Raw genomic sequence first — 19,272 nt, 5'->3', positions numbered from 1 at the left:
CAATATAAAGTGAAACTTTAATTAGTGGGGGAGGTATCCCCCACTAATTATTAGTTGAACCAATCGGGCTTTTAGGGGCAGTTAATCTCCCACCTAACTTCTTTGTTTTAGCTGAGTTTTGAGGTGGGAGTTTTACTGCCCGTTAATGCGGGGTAAAAAGAGCACTTTGTTTGAGAAAGAAGAGAGTGTTATAATAGTTTTCATAACTGACTAGAGTAAGGTGACGAGAGATGGATAAACAATTACATACATTACGAAACATTGCAAATGAGCGCACGTGGGCATCATTTTTGAATGATAATCATCCATATAGTTTGTTACATTGGTCCATTGCAGGTGTAGGGCAAGAGGCAAAGGATGTTTGGTTACTTCAAGATGAAGTAACATTTCAAACGACAGAATTTCCAACGTTAGACGATGCAATGCAATGGATTTCTGAAAACATGGAACAAGTTACAGACGTTTTAGCGCAATAAAAAACAGGCTTATGCAAGCCTGTTTTTTGTTTCTTTTACATATGAGTTTAAAAATTGATCAACGGCTGCTTCATACTCTTCTTTATTTTCGTTATAAGAGCAAGCGTGTGCACCGCGTTCTGCAATATAAAGTTGTTTATTGTTTTCTTTTGCTTCATATAGTGCTTTCGTCATATCAGCTAAAATATAATCATCATCTTTACTATGAATAAAGAGGACGGGATTGTTAATATTTTTTATACAATCGATTGGTGAAACTTCGCGAATCGTATAACCGTCACGCACTTTTAAAAAAGCATTTGCTAAAGGTAATAAAGGCCATTTAGGTAAATGGAATTCAACCTTTAAACGGTGTTGTAATTGTCCGTAGAAATCAGAAAAAGGACAATCTGCAATATAGAAATCAGCACCATCTTCTACAAGTCCTGCGTATTGAAGAAGTGTTGCAGCTCCCATAGATTCACCATGAATACCGAGTGTTATATTTGTTCCAAATCGACTTTTTAGCCAGTCAACTACAGATTTTAAATCATGTTTTTCATAGTATCCATAGCTTGTTGTTTTTCCGCCAGTTTTACCATGACGACGATGATCATAAATAACGACATTATACCCTCTGTTTAAAAATAACCTTGCATATTTTACAGAGTTCATTTTATTTACAGTTACGCCGTGACAAAAAATCATAAACTTATTGGAATGACCAGCAGGAATGTAATAGCCGTGAAGATCATATCCGAATTGCGAAGGAATATGAATTTCTTCTTTATGAAGAGCATCAAAATCCTCTATACGAAAATGTTTTTTCGTTTCTCTTTCGAGTACTTCTTCCTCTGTTTTTTTCTTTAAGTACATCACTTTATTTGTAAAGAAAATCCCAAGGGCAGTTATCGCACCTAGTATAGTAAACAATGCTGCAAAAAAACGTTTCATACTTTACCTCATCCTCCAAATACCGTTACATGTGATACACTTACATTGTATCACAATGATAGAAAAGGGGAGAAATAGGAAATGGTGTATATACAAAAAATTACGCCAGCGATGAAAGAAACAATCCGAATGTTCATGTGTGAGAACTGGGGGAGTTCATTGATGGTTTCACGTGGTAAGGGGCACCAGTTAGAAGGGTTGCCAGGATTTGTTGCGCTCTCGGATGACAGAATAATCGGAATTATAACGTATGAAGTGACCGGAAATATGTGTGAAATTGTATCGTTAGATAGCTTTGAAGAAAGAAAAGGAATAGGGACGAAACTTGTAGATTGTGTATTACAAGTTGCAGAAGAAGAACGGTGCGGGCGGGTTTGGCTCATAACAACAAATGATAATATGAATGCGTTACGTTTTTACCAAAAACGTAATTTTGTGATGACTAATTTATATGTGAATGCAGTGGAAGAGGCACGAAAAATAAAGAAAGAAATTCCGCGTATCGGATATGATAACATCCCAATTTTACATGAAATACAGTTGGAGTATCGTTTAATAAATTGATGTAACAATTTTCAGAAATATAAGTTAGTAACCTTGACGAATATTGTAATTTAGGTTACCGTAAAATTGTAATCTATTACCATATTAAGGGGTGACGATGTGGCAACTATACGTGATGTTGCAAAATTGGCAGGTGTTTCAGTCGCAACCGTTTCACGAGTTATTAATGAAAAAGGATACGTTCATGAGGACACAGTAAAACAAGTAAAGGAAGCAATTGAGGAATTACGTTATAGGCCAAATAGTGCAGCAAAGCCATTATTTAAAGAGAATTCAACGATAATTGCATTACTTGTAGATAATCTATATGACCCATCAAACATCACTTTGCTACATTGTATTGAGGAAATAGCATATAAAGAAGGATATCAAATCATTGTTTGTAATATAGAGAATAAAGATAGATACATACATATGTTGAAGGAAAATAACGTTGCAGGTGTTATTTTAACAAAATCCGTTTTTAAAAGTATAGGAGAAATTCCACTTCCGTTTGTTGTGATTGATGAAAAAAAATCCCATGCAAATTATTATGAAAAGGGACAAAGAACGGTTTCTTTATTAAAAGAAAAAGGCTGTCAATTTCTTGCTTATTTCGATGAGGGAGAAGATAGTGAAGAAATGGAAGAGCACATATCAGGATTTTTAGACGCTGTTTGGGAGGAAGGGATCTCTTATCGAGAAGTATGTGTACAAGGGTATACGAATAAACAATTTATTACATTCTTGCAAACTCACCCGTATATAGATGGAATTGTAACTTCAAGTGAAAAGGTTACTTTTGAGTTAATTCAAGCAGCGAAAAATTTAAATATCCGTATACCGGATAAGTTGAAAATCATTGGACCGAACGGGAGCATAGACAGTGAATGGATAGGCCCGTCACTCCTGAAAATTGAAAGTTGCGCCGAAGAAAATGGGAAAATAGCTTTACAACAATTAAAAGAAAAAATAAAAAAGTAAAAGGTGCGTATAAAACGCACCTTTTATAATGTAATTGCGGCAATAAAGCCGAATATAAGTAACGGTATATTATAATGCAGAAAAGTTGGTACACATGTATCCCATATATGATGGTGTTGACCATCAGCATTTAAACCGGATGTTGGCCCAAGTGTACTATCTGATGCTGGAGATCCCGCATCGCCTAGCGCTCCAGCTGTACCGATAATTGCAATTGTGGCCATTGGACTAAATCCAAGCTGCATGCAAAGAGGCACAAAAATTGTTGTTAAAATAGGGATGGTTGAAAAGGATGAACCAATTCCCATCGTAACGAGAAGTCCAATCACAAGCATAAGAAATGCAGCGAGTGGTTTGTTATTTCCAATTATATGTGCACTCGTTTGCACAAGAGATTCAACATGTCCTGTTTTTCGAAGAACAGCACCAAATCCAGCGGCAGCGATCATAACAAAACCGATAAAGGACATCATGCGCATTCCGCTTGTTAATATAGCATCAGCTTCTTTAAGAGGTAGACTACCACTTACTGATAAGACGATAATCCCCGCTAAAGCACCGAAAATCATTGATTCTGTTGCTAATTGAACGGTTAATGTGGCTATGATAGATAACAATCCGAAAGTAATGCTACGTTTTGTATAGGGAACGATTTCATTTGCGGTAGTATGAACTTGTTCTGTTTCATACGTACGAGGTTTCCGGTACGTAATGAATACCGCTACACATAATCCAATAATCATACCGATTGCTGGAATAGTCATTGCTTTTGGAATAAGTGCGACATCAAATGTAAGACCACTTTGCGCAGCATTTGTTTGCAATACGTCATGATAAATTTTTCCGAACCCTGCTGGAATCCACATATAAGGAGTAATCAATCCGAATGTAATAATACATGTAACAAGTCTGCGATCCACTTTCAGCTCATTTAATACTTTTAAAAGTGCTGGAATTAAGATGGGGATGAAAGCGATATGAACAGGAATCACATTTTGTGAGAAACAAGCCATCGTTAAAATGATGAATAAAATAAGTATTTTAGAATAAACTTGTTTTTTCGTGTCTTGTTCATTGCCAATCCATTTTAGTGCAGTTTGAATCATGGCATCTGGAAGTCCTGTTTTGGAAAGGGAAATAGCGAAACCGCCAAGCATTGCATAACTTAAAGCGATTGGAGCACTGTTTCCAAGGCCAGTTGTAAAAGTGTTAATAGTTTCTGAAATACCGAGTCCACCGATAATTCCGCCTGTTAAAGCTCCAACAATGATGGCGACAATGACCTGGACGCGAAACAAACTAAGCAATAGCATAACTGCTACTGCGACGAGTACAGCATTCATAATAGATGTAATCTCCCTAAAATTTTATTGTGCTAAGGCAAGTAAATATGAAGCACTTTGCTATATTTATACATAGTTGCGACATATTATTATAAATTGTTTTCTATGAAATGTAAAAGAGCCTTTTGTTACTAATGCTGAAAAGCTAGCTCTTGTTTAATTGATTGTAAAGAATTGGCGAATAATTCTGGTTCTTCTAAATCAGGAGAATGTGCTGAATTTGGGAACCAAATCATTTTTTTTATGGGGGCTTCTATTACATCACAATATTCCTGAACGAGAGCATAAGGAGTTTGATAATCATAGCGACCAGAACAAAAATAAACCGGAATAGATAAGCTTGAAATAGAAGAAAAGAAATCGATTGTCAACATTTCTTCCCATAAAACGCCAGATTTTAAATTTCCTGCGAGAAACTTGAACCAATCTAATAGCGTATATTCAGGAGAAAAGAAGCCTTTTCGTATGAAAGAAAAGGAAGATCCGTTTTGGATTGCTCCGCCGAATGTGCCAAGCCACTTTCTTTGAATAATAAGGCGTCTCGTATCTAAAAATGGTGGTTTGCCTAATTTTAAAAGGGACGCTAATGCTTTTTTATGATCATGTTTTTTTGCAGAACGAATTAAATGCTGATATAGCAATTCTTCGTTTTGTTTCATATGTACAATCTGCCCAATACCGATGTAAGCCTCGATATACTGCGGATATTGATGTGCTATGTTAAGCCCAATAATGCTTCCCCAAGAATGACCAGCGAGAAATAGTTTCTGTTTACTGAACTTTTTAAGTACATATTGAATCACTTCTTTTGCATCGGAAACGAATTGTTCGATTGTAAAATTTGCTCCGAAATCTTTCATTGAAAAGGATTTACCTGCCCCGCGCTGATCCCAATTAATAACGATGAAGTGTTTCTCCAATTCTTTTTGAAAATGACGAATAAATCCAATTTGTGCCATTCCAGGTCCGCCATGACAGCATAATAAAATTGGCTGCTCTATGTTTTGCCCGCGAATAAGGAGAGTTTGTTTTCGATTATGAATCATAACGCTTTCCATCGTAGCAATACTATTAGGAATGAGTTGTTTATTTTCATTATAAAACTGTGGGGTATAGCTACGAAAAAGCATATGGAAAACCTCCTTTTCTGAAATCGTATGAATCGCACAGGCTATTCGTTTTGCATATACTGTTAGAAAATCATTGTAACATACCATACTAGTGTCATTTCAATACGGGAGGAGGGAAATTGTGACGATTGGAGAAATTATAGATTGCTTAAATAGACGTGAATCCATCGCTATTATAGCAAAACGTCTTGAAATAAGCCCATATACATTATCAAAGAAATTAAGATTAATTGGATACGAATATGATGGAGAACAGAAGAAACGTATTTTTGTAGGAGATGGAGAAGAACCGCGTCACTTACAACTCCAAGAAGCGACAGCCCTTCAATATGCGACAACGGATTATCAATTATTAATTTATGAGCAATTACAAAGTATTTATGAGTTATTAAGAAAGAGAGAAGAAGTAATTGTGCCCATTATGAGTATAAGTACAGAAAAAAAGAAACGTACCTTTTCTATTAATAAAGAAATATTAGCAAAACTAGACGTTATATCAGAATCGAAAGGAATTCAAAAATCTAAACTTGTAGAAGAGGCGTTACAACAATTTTTACAACAATATGATTTTAACAAAACATCACATTTTGATAACTAAAGAAAAGGATACTATGTTCATTGTAAGAACGAGTATCCTTTTTAGGTTTTACTAATATTGTGGATTAAGTAAGTATAAGTGCGTATCCTTTACAATAAAAATCTGGATCGCATATTAGGGAAATACTTAATTTACCTTTTGAATTCTTCCATCAATAACTGGCTGAATTGGTTCTTTTAATTGTTTTACATAATCGACTAGCGCTTCAAAGTCGTTTGGACCAGTTTCTGAGTTCTTTCCATTTTTAAATGATACGAATCCGTCACCGCCAGAAGCTAAGAAAGCATTCGCAACTACGCTATACGTTTTAGATGGAGATAACTCTTCGCCATTTGTTAAGCGTATATTCGTAACCTTTTCACCGCTTGGTTTATTTGCATCCCACGTATATTGAATACCTGAAATTTGAAGCATTCTTGTTGTTCCTTTTTGCCATTGTTGATTTAAAATGTCGCGAATATCTTGACCTGTTAAATCTACTTTAATCAATTGGTTTCCAAAAGGCTGAACGCCATATAATTCGCCCCAAGTAATATCGCCAGCATCTAAGTCATTACGAATGCCACCAGGATTCATAAGTGCGATTTGAGCTTGCATCGTTTGACGCTGTGCGTCGGCAATTACATTCCCAAGAGTAGATTCACCAGCATCATTTTGTTTACGGTCGATAGGTGCTGTAGATTTTCCTACAACTTCATTTACAAGTGGTGCGATTTTTTCTTTATATTGATCTATTTTTTGTTTTACTTGTTTATCAGGTTCGACACCTTCATGATATGTTGTAATCACTTCAGCTTTTTTCTTTACAATATCTTTTGTCTTACGATCAATTGTTACATCTACGTCTGAGAAAGCTGTTCCATAAGAGTTCGCTTGGACGATTAGTTTATTATTTACAGTACCATTTACATACGTGTGACTATGTCCACCGAAAATAACATCAACTTCCGAGTCTGTTTCATTTGCAATTCGAGTAAGGTCTCCATTTGTCACGCCAGACTCATCAGTTGTTCCGCCGACATGGGCAAGGACGACGATGGATTTAACACTGAGACGCTTTAATTGTTGCGCTGATTTATTAATTGCTTCTACTTCGTCAGTGATCTGTACATTTTTTAGCATAGTAGGCATCACGACATTTGGCGTATCAGTTGTAACAACGCCAATGAATCCTACAGGAACACCATCTACCATTTTTACAGTAAATGGTGGTAAAAATAAGCGACCAGTTGATTTGTTATAGAAGTTAGCAGCGACATAAGGGAAGTTAGCACCTTTGAAATTCCCTGTTTTCTCGTGATATCCACCGTAAATGAGGCGTTTCATTTCATCGATACCTTCATCAAATTCATGGTTTCCGATTGTACCAACGTCGAATTTTAAGTCATTTAAAAATTCAATCGTTGGTTCATCTTGTAACAACGCTGAAACTGGTGGACTAGCTCCGACAATATCGCCAGCATGTACGAGAAGTGTATTAGGGTTTTGCTTTTTACGTTCTTTTAAATAAGTAGCTAAGTAATCAGCGCCACCAGCTTCTTTGTTATTAATTTTTTTAACAGTATCTAGTTGTCCATGGAAATCATTAATACCAAGCATTTGTACGTCTACGTAGCGGTTTTGTTCAGCTGGAATCTGGGATGGGGGAGCGGCAAATACGCTTGAAAAAGTTATGGTGCTTAAAACGGCAACAGCAGGAATGATTTTTTTCCACATAATTCATTTCTCCTTTTTTTTATAATCTGACATCATACGACATAATTTTAATAGATTCATAGGATTATATCTATATAAAAATTTAGTTTTTTCGAAAAATTAACATATTTACAAAAGGTGAATAATAGAGTAAAGAACCTTTTTTATTGTCGAGATCATTGTGTATCTACTATAATGGAGAAAAAAGTAAAAGGTGAGTAGCATGAAGAAAAAGAAACAAAGACAAATGCAAAGACAATCGCAAGTGAATAAACCAGAGAAAGAGTCGCTTACATTAGGCGATCAATTAAATGATTCACTCATGCAGCAATTAAAGAATAAGAAGAAAGAATTGCAAGTGAGAGAAGAGAAAAAAGAGGCAGCTGAACTGGAAAGAAAGCGCCGAGAACAAAAAGAACGAGAAAAGAATAAATCATTTGAAGAACTGTTAAGTGAAAGTAGCCTTACTTGGAAAGACTTTAAATAATATAAAAAAATGATCAGTGCATACCGCTGATCATTTTTTTGACGAGCTTGTAAGAAAAGGGGAGTGTAAAATGAGAAAAATTGTAGTCGTTCCGCATGAAAATCATTGGAACGAAAAATTTCAAATAGAGGCCGAACGATTAAAATCGGCGATGCCAGAAATGGTGAAAGTCCATCATATTGGAAGTACATCAGTGCCAGGACTGGCAGCTAAACCAATTATAGATATGATTATGGAAGTAGAGAGTATCGACAGAGTAGATGATTGGAATGAACGTTTTGACGAGCTTGGTTACATCGTAAAAGGGGAAAATGGTATTTCAAGACGTCGTTATTTTATTCATGGAACGGAGGAAAAACGCTCGTATCACTTACATGTTTTTGAAAAAGGAAATCCTGAAATAGTAAGGCATTTAGCGTTTCGTGATTATATGATGGCTCATTGTGAAGAAGCAGAGGCATATGCAACCTTAAAGAAAGAATTAGCCGAAAAATATACATATGATGGCACGTTATATACGGAAGGAAAAAATGAGTTTGTACGTAGTGTTGATGAAAAAGCGAAAGAATGGAGAGAAGGAAATATGAATAATTGATTTCGCGTTTTAATGTATAAAATTATTATGTAAACTGTACATATGTTTTGACTTTTTGGTTGAATCTTGTTGAAATAAAGTGGCGGCTTATAAAAAATGTAAGAATGAAAGGGAGACGACTGTGCACATTCCAACAACTACACTTCATAATGGCGTAAAAATGCCGATGATTGGTCTAGGCGTTTATAAAGCGAAAGAAGGCGACGAAGTAAAACAAGCAGTAAAAACAGCGTTAGAAGTTGGATACCGTTCGATTGATACAGCAACTGTATATGAAAATGAAAGCGGTGTCGGAGAAGCGGTTCGTGAATCAGGGATTCCGAGAGAAGACATATTTATTACAACAAAAGTTTGGAACGACGATCAAGGATACGAGGAAACACTTGAGGCGTTTGAAAAAAGCTTAAAGAAATTACAAATGGACTATGTAGATTTATATTTAATACATTGGCCAATAAGAGGAAAGTATGTCGATACTTACCGAGCGTTAGAGAAACTGTATGAAGAAGGTAAAGTGCGCGCGATTGGTGTTTCAAATTTTCATAAACATCATTTAGAACTGTTATTACCAAATTGTAAAGTGAAGCCGATGGTCAACCAAGTGGAACTTCATCCGATGTTAGCGCAATTTGAATTGCGTAATTTCTGTCAAGGTGAGCAAATTCAAATGGAAGCATGGAGCCCATTAATGAGAGGCGGGGAAGTATTCGAGAACCCGATTATTCAGGCCATTGCTACGAAATATGAAAAAACACCTGCGCAAGTTATATTAAGATGGGATATTCAAAGCGGGGTAGTGACGATTCCTAAATCTGTTACACCATCACGTATTAAAGAGAATTTTTCTATCTTTGATTTTTCACTAACAGAAGAAGAGATGACTCAAATTAATACGTTAAATCGTAATTTACATGTAGGAACGAATCCTGATAAATATGATACGCTATAAAAAGACGCTACCGGTATGGTAGCGTCTTTTTAACGATGTAAAGCGTAAGTATCACATTTAGCAATTTGCTGAAGTTGTATATATTCTGCTGTTGTTAACTTTTTTTGTTTACTAGCCTGTACATTTTCTTGCAATTGTTGAATAGAGCTTGCACCAGGTATAACAGCTGCAACAGTTTCGTTATGTAAGCAATATTGAATAGCTGTTCCTGTTAAAGAGCTTTCTCCGATTATTTCTTTTACATTCGCGAGTGTCGCATATAATTCATCGTAAGAATAAGAAAGGTAATTTTTTTCTTTTACTCTTTCTATCTTTCTTGCATTATTGTCAGTTAAAATTCCTTTTGCAAGTGGCCCACGAGCAATAATGCTAATTTGATGTTCACTTAGAAGTGGGAACCATTCTTCAGGGCGACGATTTAAAAGGCTATATTCCATTAGCACACTAACGATATTTGAACGTTTAGCATATTCACGGATAACATTTGGACGTATAGAAGAAATACCGTAATGGCGAATAATACCTTCTTTTTTTAATTCTTCAAAGGCTTCAATTGTTTCATCTATTGGATCTTCAATCGTCCCGCCGTGAAGTTGATAAAGGTCAATATAATCAGTTTGAAGTCTACGTAAACTTTCTTTCACTTCAGCCTTTATGTAATTTTTAGAAGGATCCCAAGACCACCCGTTTTTTTCTTCTGTCCAACGATTTCCAACTTTTGTTGTAAGAACAATTTGGTCTCGTTTCCCTTTTAAGGCTTTTCCAACAAATTCTTCGTTTAATCCATAATCATATAAATCCGCTGTATCAAAAAAATTGATTCCTAAATCGATTGCTTCATCGATAATACGCATAGCTTCTGTTTCAGATGTACCGAGAGACATGCAGCCAAGGCCCATTTGTGTAACAAACAAATCTGAGTTTCCTAATTGACGTTTTTTCATAGGTCAACCTCCTTACCTTTATTGTACGAAAGGAAAAAGAGGTTGACAAACGTTTACTTTTTATTTGCTGTAATCCACTCTTGTACAGTTGTATACTCTTTGCCATATTGTTTTAGCTTATGGCGAATTTGCCATGTTTTTCCGACTAAAGTGACGCGATTTGGTAAAATATAAACTTTCATTTCTATCACGCTCCTTTCAATGTGGTAAAATGTATGAGGAAAGAATAGGAAATAGAACAGGGAGATGAAGTAGTATGAGTAATCTTGCAGAGAGAACAGTAAAAACTGAGCCGATTTTTGATGGTAGAGTTATAAAAGTTCGTGTTGATGATGTAGTATTACCAAATGGAGCAATGAGTAAACGTGAAATTGTAAATCACCCTGGTGCAGTTGCTATTATTGCTATTACTGATGAGGGGAAAATCGTGCTTGTTGAGCAGTATCGTAAAGCGCTTGAAAAGGCGATTATAGAAATTCCGGCCGGCAAGTTAGAACCTGGTGAAAAACCTGAGGTGACAGCAGTTCGTGAATTAGAAGAGGAAACAGGATATGTATGTGAAAATATGGAGCTTATTACTTCTTTCTATACATCTCCAGGATTTGCAGATGAAATTTTATATGTATATAAAGCGACAGGTTTGACGAAAAAAGAAAATAAAGCCGAGTTAGATGAAGATGAATTTGTGGAATTGATGGAAGTATCGTTAGAAGAAGCGATTATTCTTATGAAAGATCTTCGTATTCATGATGCGAAGACGATGTTTGCAGTACAATATTTACAACTACAAAAATAAACACTCGCCAAAGGCGAGTGTTTTTTAATTGATTTTTGCGTATACGCGTGCATCACGTAAGCTACCATCTGGTGCTATGAAATCATTTTCCATTGTACCTTCTAGAATAAATTCTAAACGTTCTGCTAGGTTACATGCATTTGCATTTGTTGCATCAGTACGAATTTCAATTCTTCTAGCACTTAGCTTATCAAAGGCAAATTGAATGGCACCTTTAATGGCTTCAGTCATATAGCCTTGTTTTGTATAAGCGCTATGCAGCCAGAAGTGAAGTGAAAACTTTGGAATATCCCAGTTTTCAGGCTTGAGCGTTATAGCTCCGATGAATGTACCAGATACTTTATCGTATAAGTGAAAATCAAGTGTTTCACGAAGTAAAAACTGCCCGTGAGCGTTACGAACGATTTCTTCAGCACTTTCTTCTGTTTCAGCGTTAATTGGCATCCACGGTACTAAGTCTTCTAGAGAAGCTTGGATTGCTTCATACACTTCTGCACCATCACCTGGAAATGGCTTACGAACTTGTAAGCGTTCAGTTTGAAATAATGTTGGAAAATCTAATAATAATGGTTTCAAGAGAAATCCCTCCTATTCTCTACTTTTTAGTTTAGCAAAGTAGAGCGGAATTTCAATGTTAATTCGTCATACTTTTTTCTTTCTTTCATACATTTTTAGTAAGAGTGTGAACGGAGGGAAGAAAAATGTGGAGAAAAACTTGGCAAGACCGTGTAATGTCTCACATACAGGAAAACTCTTCATTATATATATTTAACGCTGTTTTATTATTGATGGGAGTAATATTTGGGGCCATTCTTGTGAATAGTTTACAATTAAATCAAAAACAAGATTTATCATTTTACTTACAACGTTTTTTTGGACAAGTTTCTAAAGGAGAATTTGCTATTGCGAGCGAAATGTTTCGAGAAAGTTACTTTTCGCAATTAAAATACATTGGATTTATTTGGATTTTGGGGATTTCAATTATTGGAGTGCCACTTATTTTTATTTTATTATTTGTAAAAGGAGTAGTTGTCGGATTTACAGTAGGTTTTTTAGTCAGTCAGCATGGATGGAATGGATTATTATTAGCATTCGTTTCTGTATTGCCACAAAACCTCATTATTATCCCAGTATTTCTCGTTATGACAACAATTGCCGCAAGCTTTTCCTTACGCATGATTAGGCATCAATTTATCAGGAAAATAACCGAGCCATTATTACCATTATTAATTCGTTATACATGCTTCTTTCTTGTAATTGGAGCGGTGTTAGCTCTTGCTTCTAGTGTAGAAGCTTATGCATCACCAGTTTTAATGAAAGAAGTCGTTGAGGCTATTAATAAACAATAAATACTTTTTGAGAATAATTATCAATTTGTTTTTATTGTTTTTCTTTTGACAGAAGCCCTTCTTCTGATATAATGGTGTAAGAGTGGCGAGGAGGGAGTAGTACCGAATGGAAGAGAGAATTGAACGAATTAAGAAGCAATTACATGCAGCGAGCTACAAATTAACACCGCAACGTGAAGCAACAGTTCGTGTGCTGCTAGAAAATGAAGAAGATCATTTAAGCGCAGAAGATGTTTACCTCCTTGTAAAAGAAAAGTCGCCAGAGATCGGATTAGCAACCGTCTATCGAACTTTAGAACTATTATCTGAGTTAAAAGTTGTCGATAAGATTAACTTCGGAGACGGTGTTTCACGCTATGACTTACGCCAAGAAGGTGCGCAGCGTTTTCACCATCATTTGATTTGTACACAATGTGGTGCTGTACAAGAAATACAAGAAGATTTACTTGGTGAAGTGGAAAGGAAAGTAGAACGTGACTGGAGCTTTAAGGTGAAAGATCATCGTTTAACATTCCATGGGATTTGTAAAAATTGTCAAGAAAATGAAACGGATGAAAAATAACCTTTTCCTATTTATCTAGGAAGAGGTTTTTTATTTGAATAAGGTATAAATTGGTGAAAGCTTGGCATATGTTGTAATAACTTATATTTTGGAGGAATTTACAATGCGCCGAGCTTTAAAATTAACTTTTGATGGGATAAAAGTATTTTTATTATTTACAAGTTGTACGATTTTGTTTTATTTCGCTATACTATGGATAAATGAAGAATATGAAAGCTATCATCGTTATGAAAAACCAAAAGAAGAGACTGTAGAAAAAGTATCAGGGAATGAAGAGCCGGCAAAGGATGCTTTCGTAAATAGAATGATGTTTTTCTATGAAAATGGGGAGTAGTGTAGATTGGAAGATCAATTAAAAGATTTTATTCATTATATGGTTGTCGAAAAAGGGCTAGCGAAAAATACAGTAGTATCTTATGAACGTGATTTAAAAAGTTATGTAAAGTATTTGCAAAATGTAGAACAGGCGAAAAGCTTTCATGAAGTGACACGCTTGCACATTGTTAATTTTCTGCAGCACTTAAAAGAAAACGGAAAATCTTCGAAAACATTAGCACGTCATATTGCATCGATTCGTTCGTTTCACCAATTCTTACTTCGTGAACGAGCGGTAGAGCACGACCCATCCGTACATATTGAAACGCCGCAAGGAGAACGGAAATTACCGAAAGTACTATCAATCGATGAAGTAGAGGCGTTACTTCAGACGCCAAAAATGACGAGTGCTTTTGGGGTTCGTGACAAAGCGATGCTAGAGTTACTTTATGCAACAGGACTTCGTGTTTCGGAATTAATTGCCTTAAATTTAGAAGATGTACATTTAACGATGGGATTTGTTCGTTGCATAGGGAAAGGGAATAAAGAAAGAATTATTCCACTAGGAAGTTTAGCGACGGAAGCGATTCAAAAGTATATTGAAAAGGGAAGAAGAGAATTGATGGGTAAAAAAGTAGTAGATGCACTCTTTTTAAACCATCATGGGAATCGATTATCAAGACAAGGATTTTGGAAAATTTTAAAACGATTGGCGAAAGAAGCAAATATTGAAAAAGAGCTTACACCACATACGTTGCGCCATTCTTTTGCTACGCATTTATTAGAAAATGGAGCAGACTTGCGTGCTGTGCAAGAAATGCTAGGACATGCAGATATTTCAACGACGCAAATTTATACGCATGTTTCAAAAGCTAGATTAAAAGATGTATATAAACAGTTTCATCCGAGAGCATAGTTACTATGCTCTTTTTTTCATAGATTCAAAAGGCTATAGTACTTCACAAAAACTTCACAAACATTTCGTACATTGTTTTCAGCAGAAGACTAGAATATTACAATGTATTTCCTCTATACTAAATAAGGTATGAAGGAGGAAATGATGATGAAAAAACTTATTATGACTTTATTTATCGCGATGCTAGCATTGGCTGGCTGTAATACAAACAAAGAAGAACCAAAAAAAGAACAGAAACTAGAAGCTGTAAAAGTAGCAGTTCAAACAAATCCGAAAGAAATTAAACCTGGTGAAAAAACAGAAGTACAAGCACTTGTTACACAAGGAAAAGAAAAAGTAACAGATGCTGATGATGTAAAGTTTGAAGTTTGGAAATATGGCGACGAAAAGCACGAGATGTTAGATGGGAAGCATAAAGGAAAAGGTGTTTATGCAGTAGAGAAAACGTTCGAGACGGATGGAGTATACCATATTATCGCTCACACAAATGCACGTGAAATGCATGTTATGCCAGAAGTAAAAGTGGCTGTAGGAAATGCGAAAGTAGAAGATGCGAAAAAAGAAAATAGTAATCACGGTGCAGGGCATGGCGATCATAAAAGCGATACGATGATCCACCTTATGGCTGGTGATATAAAAGCAAATGCAGAATCAACTATGAAAGTTCATTTAAAACAAAAAGAAGAAGCGTTAACTGGTGCTGAAGTACAACTTGAGATTTGGAAAGATGGTGTTGAAAAACATGAATTTATTCCAGCAAAAGAAGGAAATAAAGGAGAGTATGAAACGAAACATACTTTCAAAGAAAACGGTGCTTACAAAGTGAAAGTTCATGTTAAAAAAGGCGAACTACATGAACATAAAGAAGAAACAGTAGAAGTAAAATAAAAAGCAGCTCTTTAGAGCTGCTTTTTATTTTTATCACGTTATTTGCGGGCAGATTAAAGTTTCGCTTTATATGAAGAAATAAATCATAAAATAATTAGCACTTCTTCGCATAATGGATTACAATAGAAGTGTGAATAAAATAAGAAATTCTACGAAAATGTATTAAAAAGAAAGCGTAAACATGTTATGATATCAATATCAGATGTCTGACATCTGACTTAGAAAAAACTAGAAATGTTTTTGAGTCGTTTCCAGTAAAACAAAATAGGTTAGAAATTGATTTAAAGAAGTACTGTTTGCCAGTGAGAACGAAAGATAATTCTTATGAATAACAGTTTCACTTTATAGCGTTTTGAACATACTACAAGAAGTAGAACTGAACTTATAGGAGGTCGCAGTTATGAATAAATATAAACGTATATTCCTAGTCGTAATGGACTCTGTAGGAATCGGCGAAGCACCGGATGCTGAGCAATTTGGTGATTTAGGTTCTGACACAATTGGTCACATTGCTGAACATATGAATGGATTACAAATGCCAAATATGGTGAAGTTAGGTCTTGGTAACATTCGTGAAATGAAAGGTATCTCTAAAGTAGAAAAACCGCTTGGATATTATACAAAAATGCAAGAGAAATCTACTGGTAAAGATACAATGACAGGGCACTGGGAAATTATGGGTCTTTACATTGATACACCATTCCAAGTGTTCCCTGAAGGATTCCCAAAAGAATTACTTGATGAATTAGAAGAAAAAACAGGTCGTAAAATTATCGGTAATAAACCAGCTTCTGGAACTGAGATTCTTGATGAGCTTGGTCAAGAACAAATGGAAACAGGTTCTTTAATCGTTTACACTTCTGCTGATAGCGTATTACAAATCGCAGCACACGAAGAAGTAGTGCCACTTGAAGAGTTATATAAAATTTGTAAAATTGCACGTGAATTAACGTTAGATGAAAAGTACATGGTAGGTCGTGTTATCGCTCGTCCATTCGTTGGAGAACCAGGGAAATTCACACGTACACCAAACCGTCATGATTATGCGTTAAAACCATTTGGCCGCACGGTAATGAATGAATTAAAAGATAGTGACTACGATGTGATTGCTATCGGTAAAATCTCTGACATATATGATGGTGAAGGGGTAACTGAATCACTTCGTACGAAGTCTAACATGGATGGAATGGATAAGCTTGTAGATACATTAAACATGGACTTTACAGGTCTTAGCTTCTTAAACTTAGTTGACTTTGATGCATTATTCGGTCACCGCCGTGATCCACAAGGATATGGAGAAGCACTGCAAGACTATGATGCACGTCTTCCAGAAGTATTCGAAAAACTAAAAGAAGATGATTTATTATTAATTACAGCAGACCATGGTAATGATCCAGTACATCCTGGTACTGATCATACACGTGAATATGTACCGTTATTAGCATATAGCCCAAGCATGAAAGAAGGCGGACAAGAATTAGCACTTCGTCAAACATTTGCTGATATTGGTGCAACGGTAGCAGAAAACTTCGGCGTGAAAATGCCAGAACACGGAACAAGCTTCTTAAACGAGCTAAAGAAATAGGGGGATAAACAAATGAATCGTGAACTTATTACAAAATCAGCTTCATACTTAAAAGAGAAATTTCAAGAAACGCCACAAGTAGGACTAATCCTTGGATCTGGACTAGGTGTATTAGCAGATGAAATCGAGAACGCAGTAACAGTACCTTACAGTGAAATCCCTGAATTCCCAGTATCAACTGTAGAAGGTCATGCAGGTCAACTAGTATTCGGTACACTTCAAGGTGTAACAGTAGTAGCAATGCAAGGACGTTTCCACTTCTATGAAGGATACGACATGCAAAAAGTAACATTCCCAGTTCGTGTTATGAAAGAACTAGGTGTAGAAACAGTTGTTGTAACAAATGCAGCTGGTGGTGTAAATACATCATTTGAGCCAGGCGATCTTATGTTAATTTCAGACCACATTAACTTCATGGGTACAAATCCATTAATCGGACCGAATGATTCTGAAATGGGGGTACGTTTCCCTGATATGTCTACATCATATACACCAGAACTTCGTGAAATGGCGAAACAAGTTGCAGCGGACTTAAATATTAAAGTACAAGAAGGTGTATACGTTGGAATGACAGGTCCTGTATATGAAACACCTGCTGAAATTCGTATGCTTCGTACACTAGGCGGAGATGCAGTTGGTATGTCAACAGTACCAGAAGTAATTGTAGCGCGTCATGCTGGTATGAAAGTACTTGGTATTTCTTGTATTTCAAATATGGCAGCTGGTATTTTAGATCAGCCACTTCACCACGATGAAGTAATTGAAACGACAGAACGTGTTAAAGCTAACTTCTTAGCATTAGTAAAAGCAATCGTAAAACAAATGAAGGGGTGACCTCACAATGAGAATGGTGGACCTAATTGCAAAAAAACGTGACGGACATGCATTAACGACAGAAGAAATTAACTTTATTGTTGAAGGATATACGAATGGTGATATTCCTGATTATCAAGTAAGTTCACTTGCAATGGCAATTTTCTTCCAAGATATGAACGATCAAGAACGTGCTGATTTAACGATGGCAATGGTAAATAGCGGTGATACAATCGACTTATCAGCTATTGAAGGGGTAAAAGTAGATAAGCACTCAACAGGTGGTGTTGGTGATACAACAACACTTGTGTTAGGTCCATTAGTAGCCGCTTTAGGTGTACCGGTTGCAAAAATGTCTGGACGTGGTTTAGGACATACTGGTGGTACAATTGATAAATTAGAAGCAGTTCCAGGATTCCATGTTGAAATCGAAAATGATGAATTCATGCGTCTTGTAAATGAAAACAAAATCGCTGTTATTGGTCAAAGTGGAAACTTAACACCTGCCGATAAAAAGTTATACGCACTTCGTGATGTAACGGCAACAGTAAACTCTATTCCGCTTATTGCAAGCTCGATTATGAGTAAAAAAATTGCTGCTGGTGCAGATGCAATTGTTCTTGATGTAAAAACTGGAGCAGGTGCATTTATGAAAACAGATGAAGATGCAAAACGTTTAGCAGAAGCAATGGTGCGCATTGGTAATAACGTTGGTCGTAATACGATGGCTGTTATTTCTGATATGAGTCAACCACTTGGTGAGGCGATTGGTAACGCACTTGAAGTACAAGAAGCAATTGATACATTACAAGGTAAAGGACCGAAAGATTTAGAAGAGTTATGTTTAACGCTTGGAAGTCAAATGGTATACCTTGCTGGACAAGCTTCATCTTTAGAAGATGCACGTGAGAAATTAATTGAAGTAATGAACAACGGTAAAGCGCTAGAATCATTTAAAACGTTCTTATCAGCGCAAGGCGGCGATGCTTCTGTTGTTGATGATCCTACTAAATTACCACAAGCACAGTTTAAAATTGAAGTAGAAGCGAAGGAAGACGGTTATGTATCAGAAATCGTTGCAGATGAAATTGGAACAGCAGCAATGCTTTTAGGAGCAGGACGTGCGACGAAGGAATCTGAAATTGATTTAGCAGTTGGCTTAATGCTTCGCAAAAAAGTAGGGGACAGCGTGAAAAAAGGTGAATCCCTTGTTACAATTTACGCAAACCGTGAAAATGTGGAAGATGTAAAAGCAAAAATTTATGAGAACATGAAGATCGCTAACGAACATGTAGATGCACCAACATTAGTGCACGGCATCGTTACTGAATAATAAAAAAGGGCCAAGGAGTATTTCTCCTTGGCTTTTTT

23 protein-coding genes are annotated in these 19,272 nt (G+C 36.1%); 16 read left to right on the top strand and 7 right to left on the bottom strand.

The features are described from left to right. Nucleotides 1-230 precede the first annotated feature (230 nt). Nucleotides 231-476: a DUF2552 family protein gene (locus MKX31_RS18500; protein WP_000360793.1), complete on the top strand. Its 246-nt coding sequence runs from the start codon at nt 231-233 to the stop codon at nt 474-476. A gap of 9 nt (nt 477-485) precedes the next feature. On the opposite strand, the gene MKX31_RS18495 is transcribed toward MKX31_RS18500, so the two are convergent. Beyond that, the gene (locus MKX31_RS18495) at nt 486-1,409 is read right to left on the bottom strand and encodes an alpha/beta hydrolase (RefSeq protein ID WP_048546291.1); all 924 of its coding nucleotides are present in this window, start codon (nt 1,407-1,409) and stop codon (nt 486-488) included. Between the two features lie 81 nt (nt 1,410-1,490). Between MKX31_RS18495 and MKX31_RS18490 the strand changes: the two genes are divergently transcribed. Both MKX31_RS18490 and MKX31_RS18485 read left to right on the top strand, forming a co-directional pair. Further along, nucleotides 1,491-1,973, top strand: coding sequence for a GNAT family N-acetyltransferase (locus MKX31_RS18490; protein ID WP_064474876.1), 483 nt, complete (start codon nt 1,491-1,493; stop codon nt 1,971-1,973). A 99-nt stretch (nt 1,974-2,072) separates the two neighbouring features. After that, nucleotides 2,073-2,936 (top strand): LacI family DNA-binding transcriptional regulator, encoded by an 864-nt coding sequence (locus tag MKX31_RS18485; RefSeq protein ID WP_064474877.1) that lies wholly within the window; start codon nt 2,073-2,075, stop codon nt 2,934-2,936. 23 nt (nt 2,937-2,959) lie between these two features. On the opposite strand, the gene MKX31_RS18480 is transcribed toward MKX31_RS18485, so the two are convergent. Further along, nucleotides 2,960-4,279 (bottom strand): Na+/H+ antiporter family protein, encoded by a 1,320-nt coding sequence (locus MKX31_RS18480; protein WP_064474878.1) that lies wholly within the window; start codon nt 4,277-4,279, stop codon nt 2,960-2,962. A gap of 131 nt (nt 4,280-4,410) precedes the next feature. Further along, nucleotides 4,411-5,409 carry an alpha/beta fold hydrolase gene (locus MKX31_RS18475; protein ID WP_149173452.1) on the bottom strand — a complete coding sequence of 333 codons (999 nt, stop codon included), beginning with the start codon at nt 5,407-5,409 and terminating at the stop codon, nt 4,411-4,413. Nucleotides 5,410-5,530: 121 nt separating this feature from the next. On the opposite strand from MKX31_RS18475, the gene MKX31_RS18470 reads away from it, so the two are divergent. Further along, complete coding sequence (locus MKX31_RS18470) at nt 5,531-6,007, top strand: ribbon-helix-helix domain-containing protein (RefSeq protein ID WP_149173453.1); 477 nt, start codon at nt 5,531-5,533, stop codon at nt 6,005-6,007. Between the two features lie 126 nt (nt 6,008-6,133). Here MKX31_RS18470 and MKX31_RS18465 read toward each other — a convergent pair whose 3' ends face one another. Continuing rightward, nucleotides 6,134-7,723 carry a bifunctional metallophosphatase/5'-nucleotidase gene (locus tag MKX31_RS18465; protein WP_340981392.1) on the bottom strand — a complete coding sequence of 530 codons (1,590 nt, stop codon included), beginning with the start codon at nt 7,721-7,723 and terminating at the stop codon, nt 6,134-6,136. A gap of 202 nt (nt 7,724-7,925) precedes the next feature. Between MKX31_RS18465 and MKX31_RS18460 the strand changes: the two genes are divergently transcribed. The 3 genes from MKX31_RS18460 (at nt 7,926) to MKX31_RS18450 (ending at nt 9,733) form a co-directional block, all read left to right on the top strand. Further along, a complete protein-coding gene (locus MKX31_RS18460; protein ID WP_142289345.1) occupies nt 7,926-8,189 on the top strand; it encodes a YqkE family protein in 264 nt (87 codons plus the stop codon). 70 nt (nt 8,190-8,259) lie between these two features. Further along, complete coding sequence (locus MKX31_RS18455; RefSeq protein WP_088047213.1) at nt 8,260-8,784, top strand: GrpB family protein; 525 nt, start codon at nt 8,260-8,262, stop codon at nt 8,782-8,784. A 121-nt stretch (nt 8,785-8,905) separates the two neighbouring features. Then, nucleotides 8,906-9,733 (top strand): aldo/keto reductase, encoded by an 828-nt coding sequence (locus MKX31_RS18450; RefSeq protein WP_048546278.1) that lies wholly within the window; start codon nt 8,906-8,908, stop codon nt 9,731-9,733. Between the two features lie 29 nt (nt 9,734-9,762). Here the strand turns inward: MKX31_RS18450 and lolS are convergent, their stop codons facing one another. Then, nucleotides 9,763-10,677, bottom strand: coding sequence for an aldo/keto reductase (gene lolS, locus MKX31_RS18445; protein WP_064474883.1), 915 nt, complete (start codon nt 10,675-10,677; stop codon nt 9,763-9,765). A 53-nt stretch (nt 10,678-10,730) separates the two neighbouring features. Beyond that, nucleotides 10,731-10,859 carry a Z-ring formation inhibitor MciZ gene (gene mciZ / locus MKX31_RS18440; protein WP_340981391.1) on the bottom strand — a complete coding sequence of 43 codons (129 nt, stop codon included), beginning with the start codon at nt 10,857-10,859 and terminating at the stop codon, nt 10,731-10,733. Nucleotides 10,860-10,933: 74 nt separating this feature from the next. On the opposite strand from mciZ, the gene MKX31_RS18435 reads away from it, so the two are divergent. Further along, nucleotides 10,934-11,473 (top strand): NUDIX domain-containing protein, encoded by a 540-nt coding sequence (locus tag MKX31_RS18435; protein WP_000067040.1) that lies wholly within the window; start codon nt 10,934-10,936, stop codon nt 11,471-11,473. A gap of 24 nt (nt 11,474-11,497) precedes the next feature. On the opposite strand, the gene MKX31_RS18430 is transcribed toward MKX31_RS18435, so the two are convergent. Then, on the bottom strand, nt 11,498-12,049 hold the full coding sequence (locus MKX31_RS18430) for a GNAT family N-acetyltransferase (RefSeq protein WP_000803489.1): 552 nt from the start codon (nt 12,047-12,049) through the stop codon (nt 11,498-11,500). A 155-nt stretch (nt 12,050-12,204) separates the two neighbouring features. On the opposite strand from MKX31_RS18430, the gene spoIIM reads away from it, so the two are divergent. The 8 genes from spoIIM (at nt 12,205) to MKX31_RS18390 (ending at nt 19,234) form a co-directional block, all read left to right on the top strand. Further along, nucleotides 12,205-12,822, top strand: coding sequence for a stage II sporulation protein M (spoIIM, locus tag MKX31_RS18425; protein WP_229135799.1), 618 nt, complete (start codon nt 12,205-12,207; stop codon nt 12,820-12,822). 106 nt (nt 12,823-12,928) lie between these two features. Further along, nucleotides 12,929-13,384, top strand: coding sequence for a ferric iron uptake transcriptional regulator (gene fur / locus MKX31_RS18420; protein ID WP_000392657.1), 456 nt, complete (start codon nt 12,929-12,931; stop codon nt 13,382-13,384). 103 nt (nt 13,385-13,487) lie between these two features. Continuing rightward, nucleotides 13,488-13,718, top strand: a complete 231-nt coding sequence (locus MKX31_RS18415; RefSeq protein WP_001250432.1) for a YqzK family protein — start codon at nt 13,488-13,490, stop codon at nt 13,716-13,718. Between the two features lie 6 nt (nt 13,719-13,724). Then, nucleotides 13,725-14,615: a site-specific tyrosine recombinase XerD gene (xerD, locus tag MKX31_RS18410; RefSeq protein ID WP_000390083.1), complete on the top strand. Its 891-nt coding sequence runs from the start codon at nt 13,725-13,727 to the stop codon at nt 14,613-14,615. A 144-nt stretch (nt 14,616-14,759) separates the two neighbouring features. After that, entirely contained in the window at nt 14,760-15,503 is a 744-nt protein-coding gene (locus MKX31_RS18405; protein WP_340981388.1) for a FixH family protein, read from the top strand. A 400-nt stretch (nt 15,504-15,903) separates the two neighbouring features. Further along, a complete protein-coding gene (gene deoB, locus MKX31_RS18400) occupies nt 15,904-17,088 on the top strand; it encodes a phosphopentomutase (RefSeq protein ID WP_001046086.1) in 1,185 nt (394 codons plus the stop codon). Between the two features lie 12 nt (nt 17,089-17,100). Next, a complete protein-coding gene (locus MKX31_RS18395; protein ID WP_001078443.1) occupies nt 17,101-17,922 on the top strand; it encodes a purine-nucleoside phosphorylase in 822 nt (273 codons plus the stop codon). Nucleotides 17,923-17,929: 7 nt separating this feature from the next. Continuing rightward, nucleotides 17,930-19,234 carry a pyrimidine-nucleoside phosphorylase gene (locus MKX31_RS18390; protein ID WP_064474887.1) on the top strand — a complete coding sequence of 435 codons (1,305 nt, stop codon included), beginning with the start codon at nt 17,930-17,932 and terminating at the stop codon, nt 19,232-19,234. Nucleotides 19,235-19,272: the final 38 nt, after the last annotated feature.

The sequence above is a fragment of the Bacillus sp. FSL M8-0063 genome (assembly GCF_038005545.1).
Classification (GTDB): Bacteria; Bacillota; Bacilli; order Bacillales; family Bacillaceae_G; genus Bacillus_A; species Bacillus_A wiedmannii.
The sequence above is the reverse complement of the archived record's forward strand: the minus strand, read 5'-3'. Positions and strand labels throughout refer to the sequence as shown.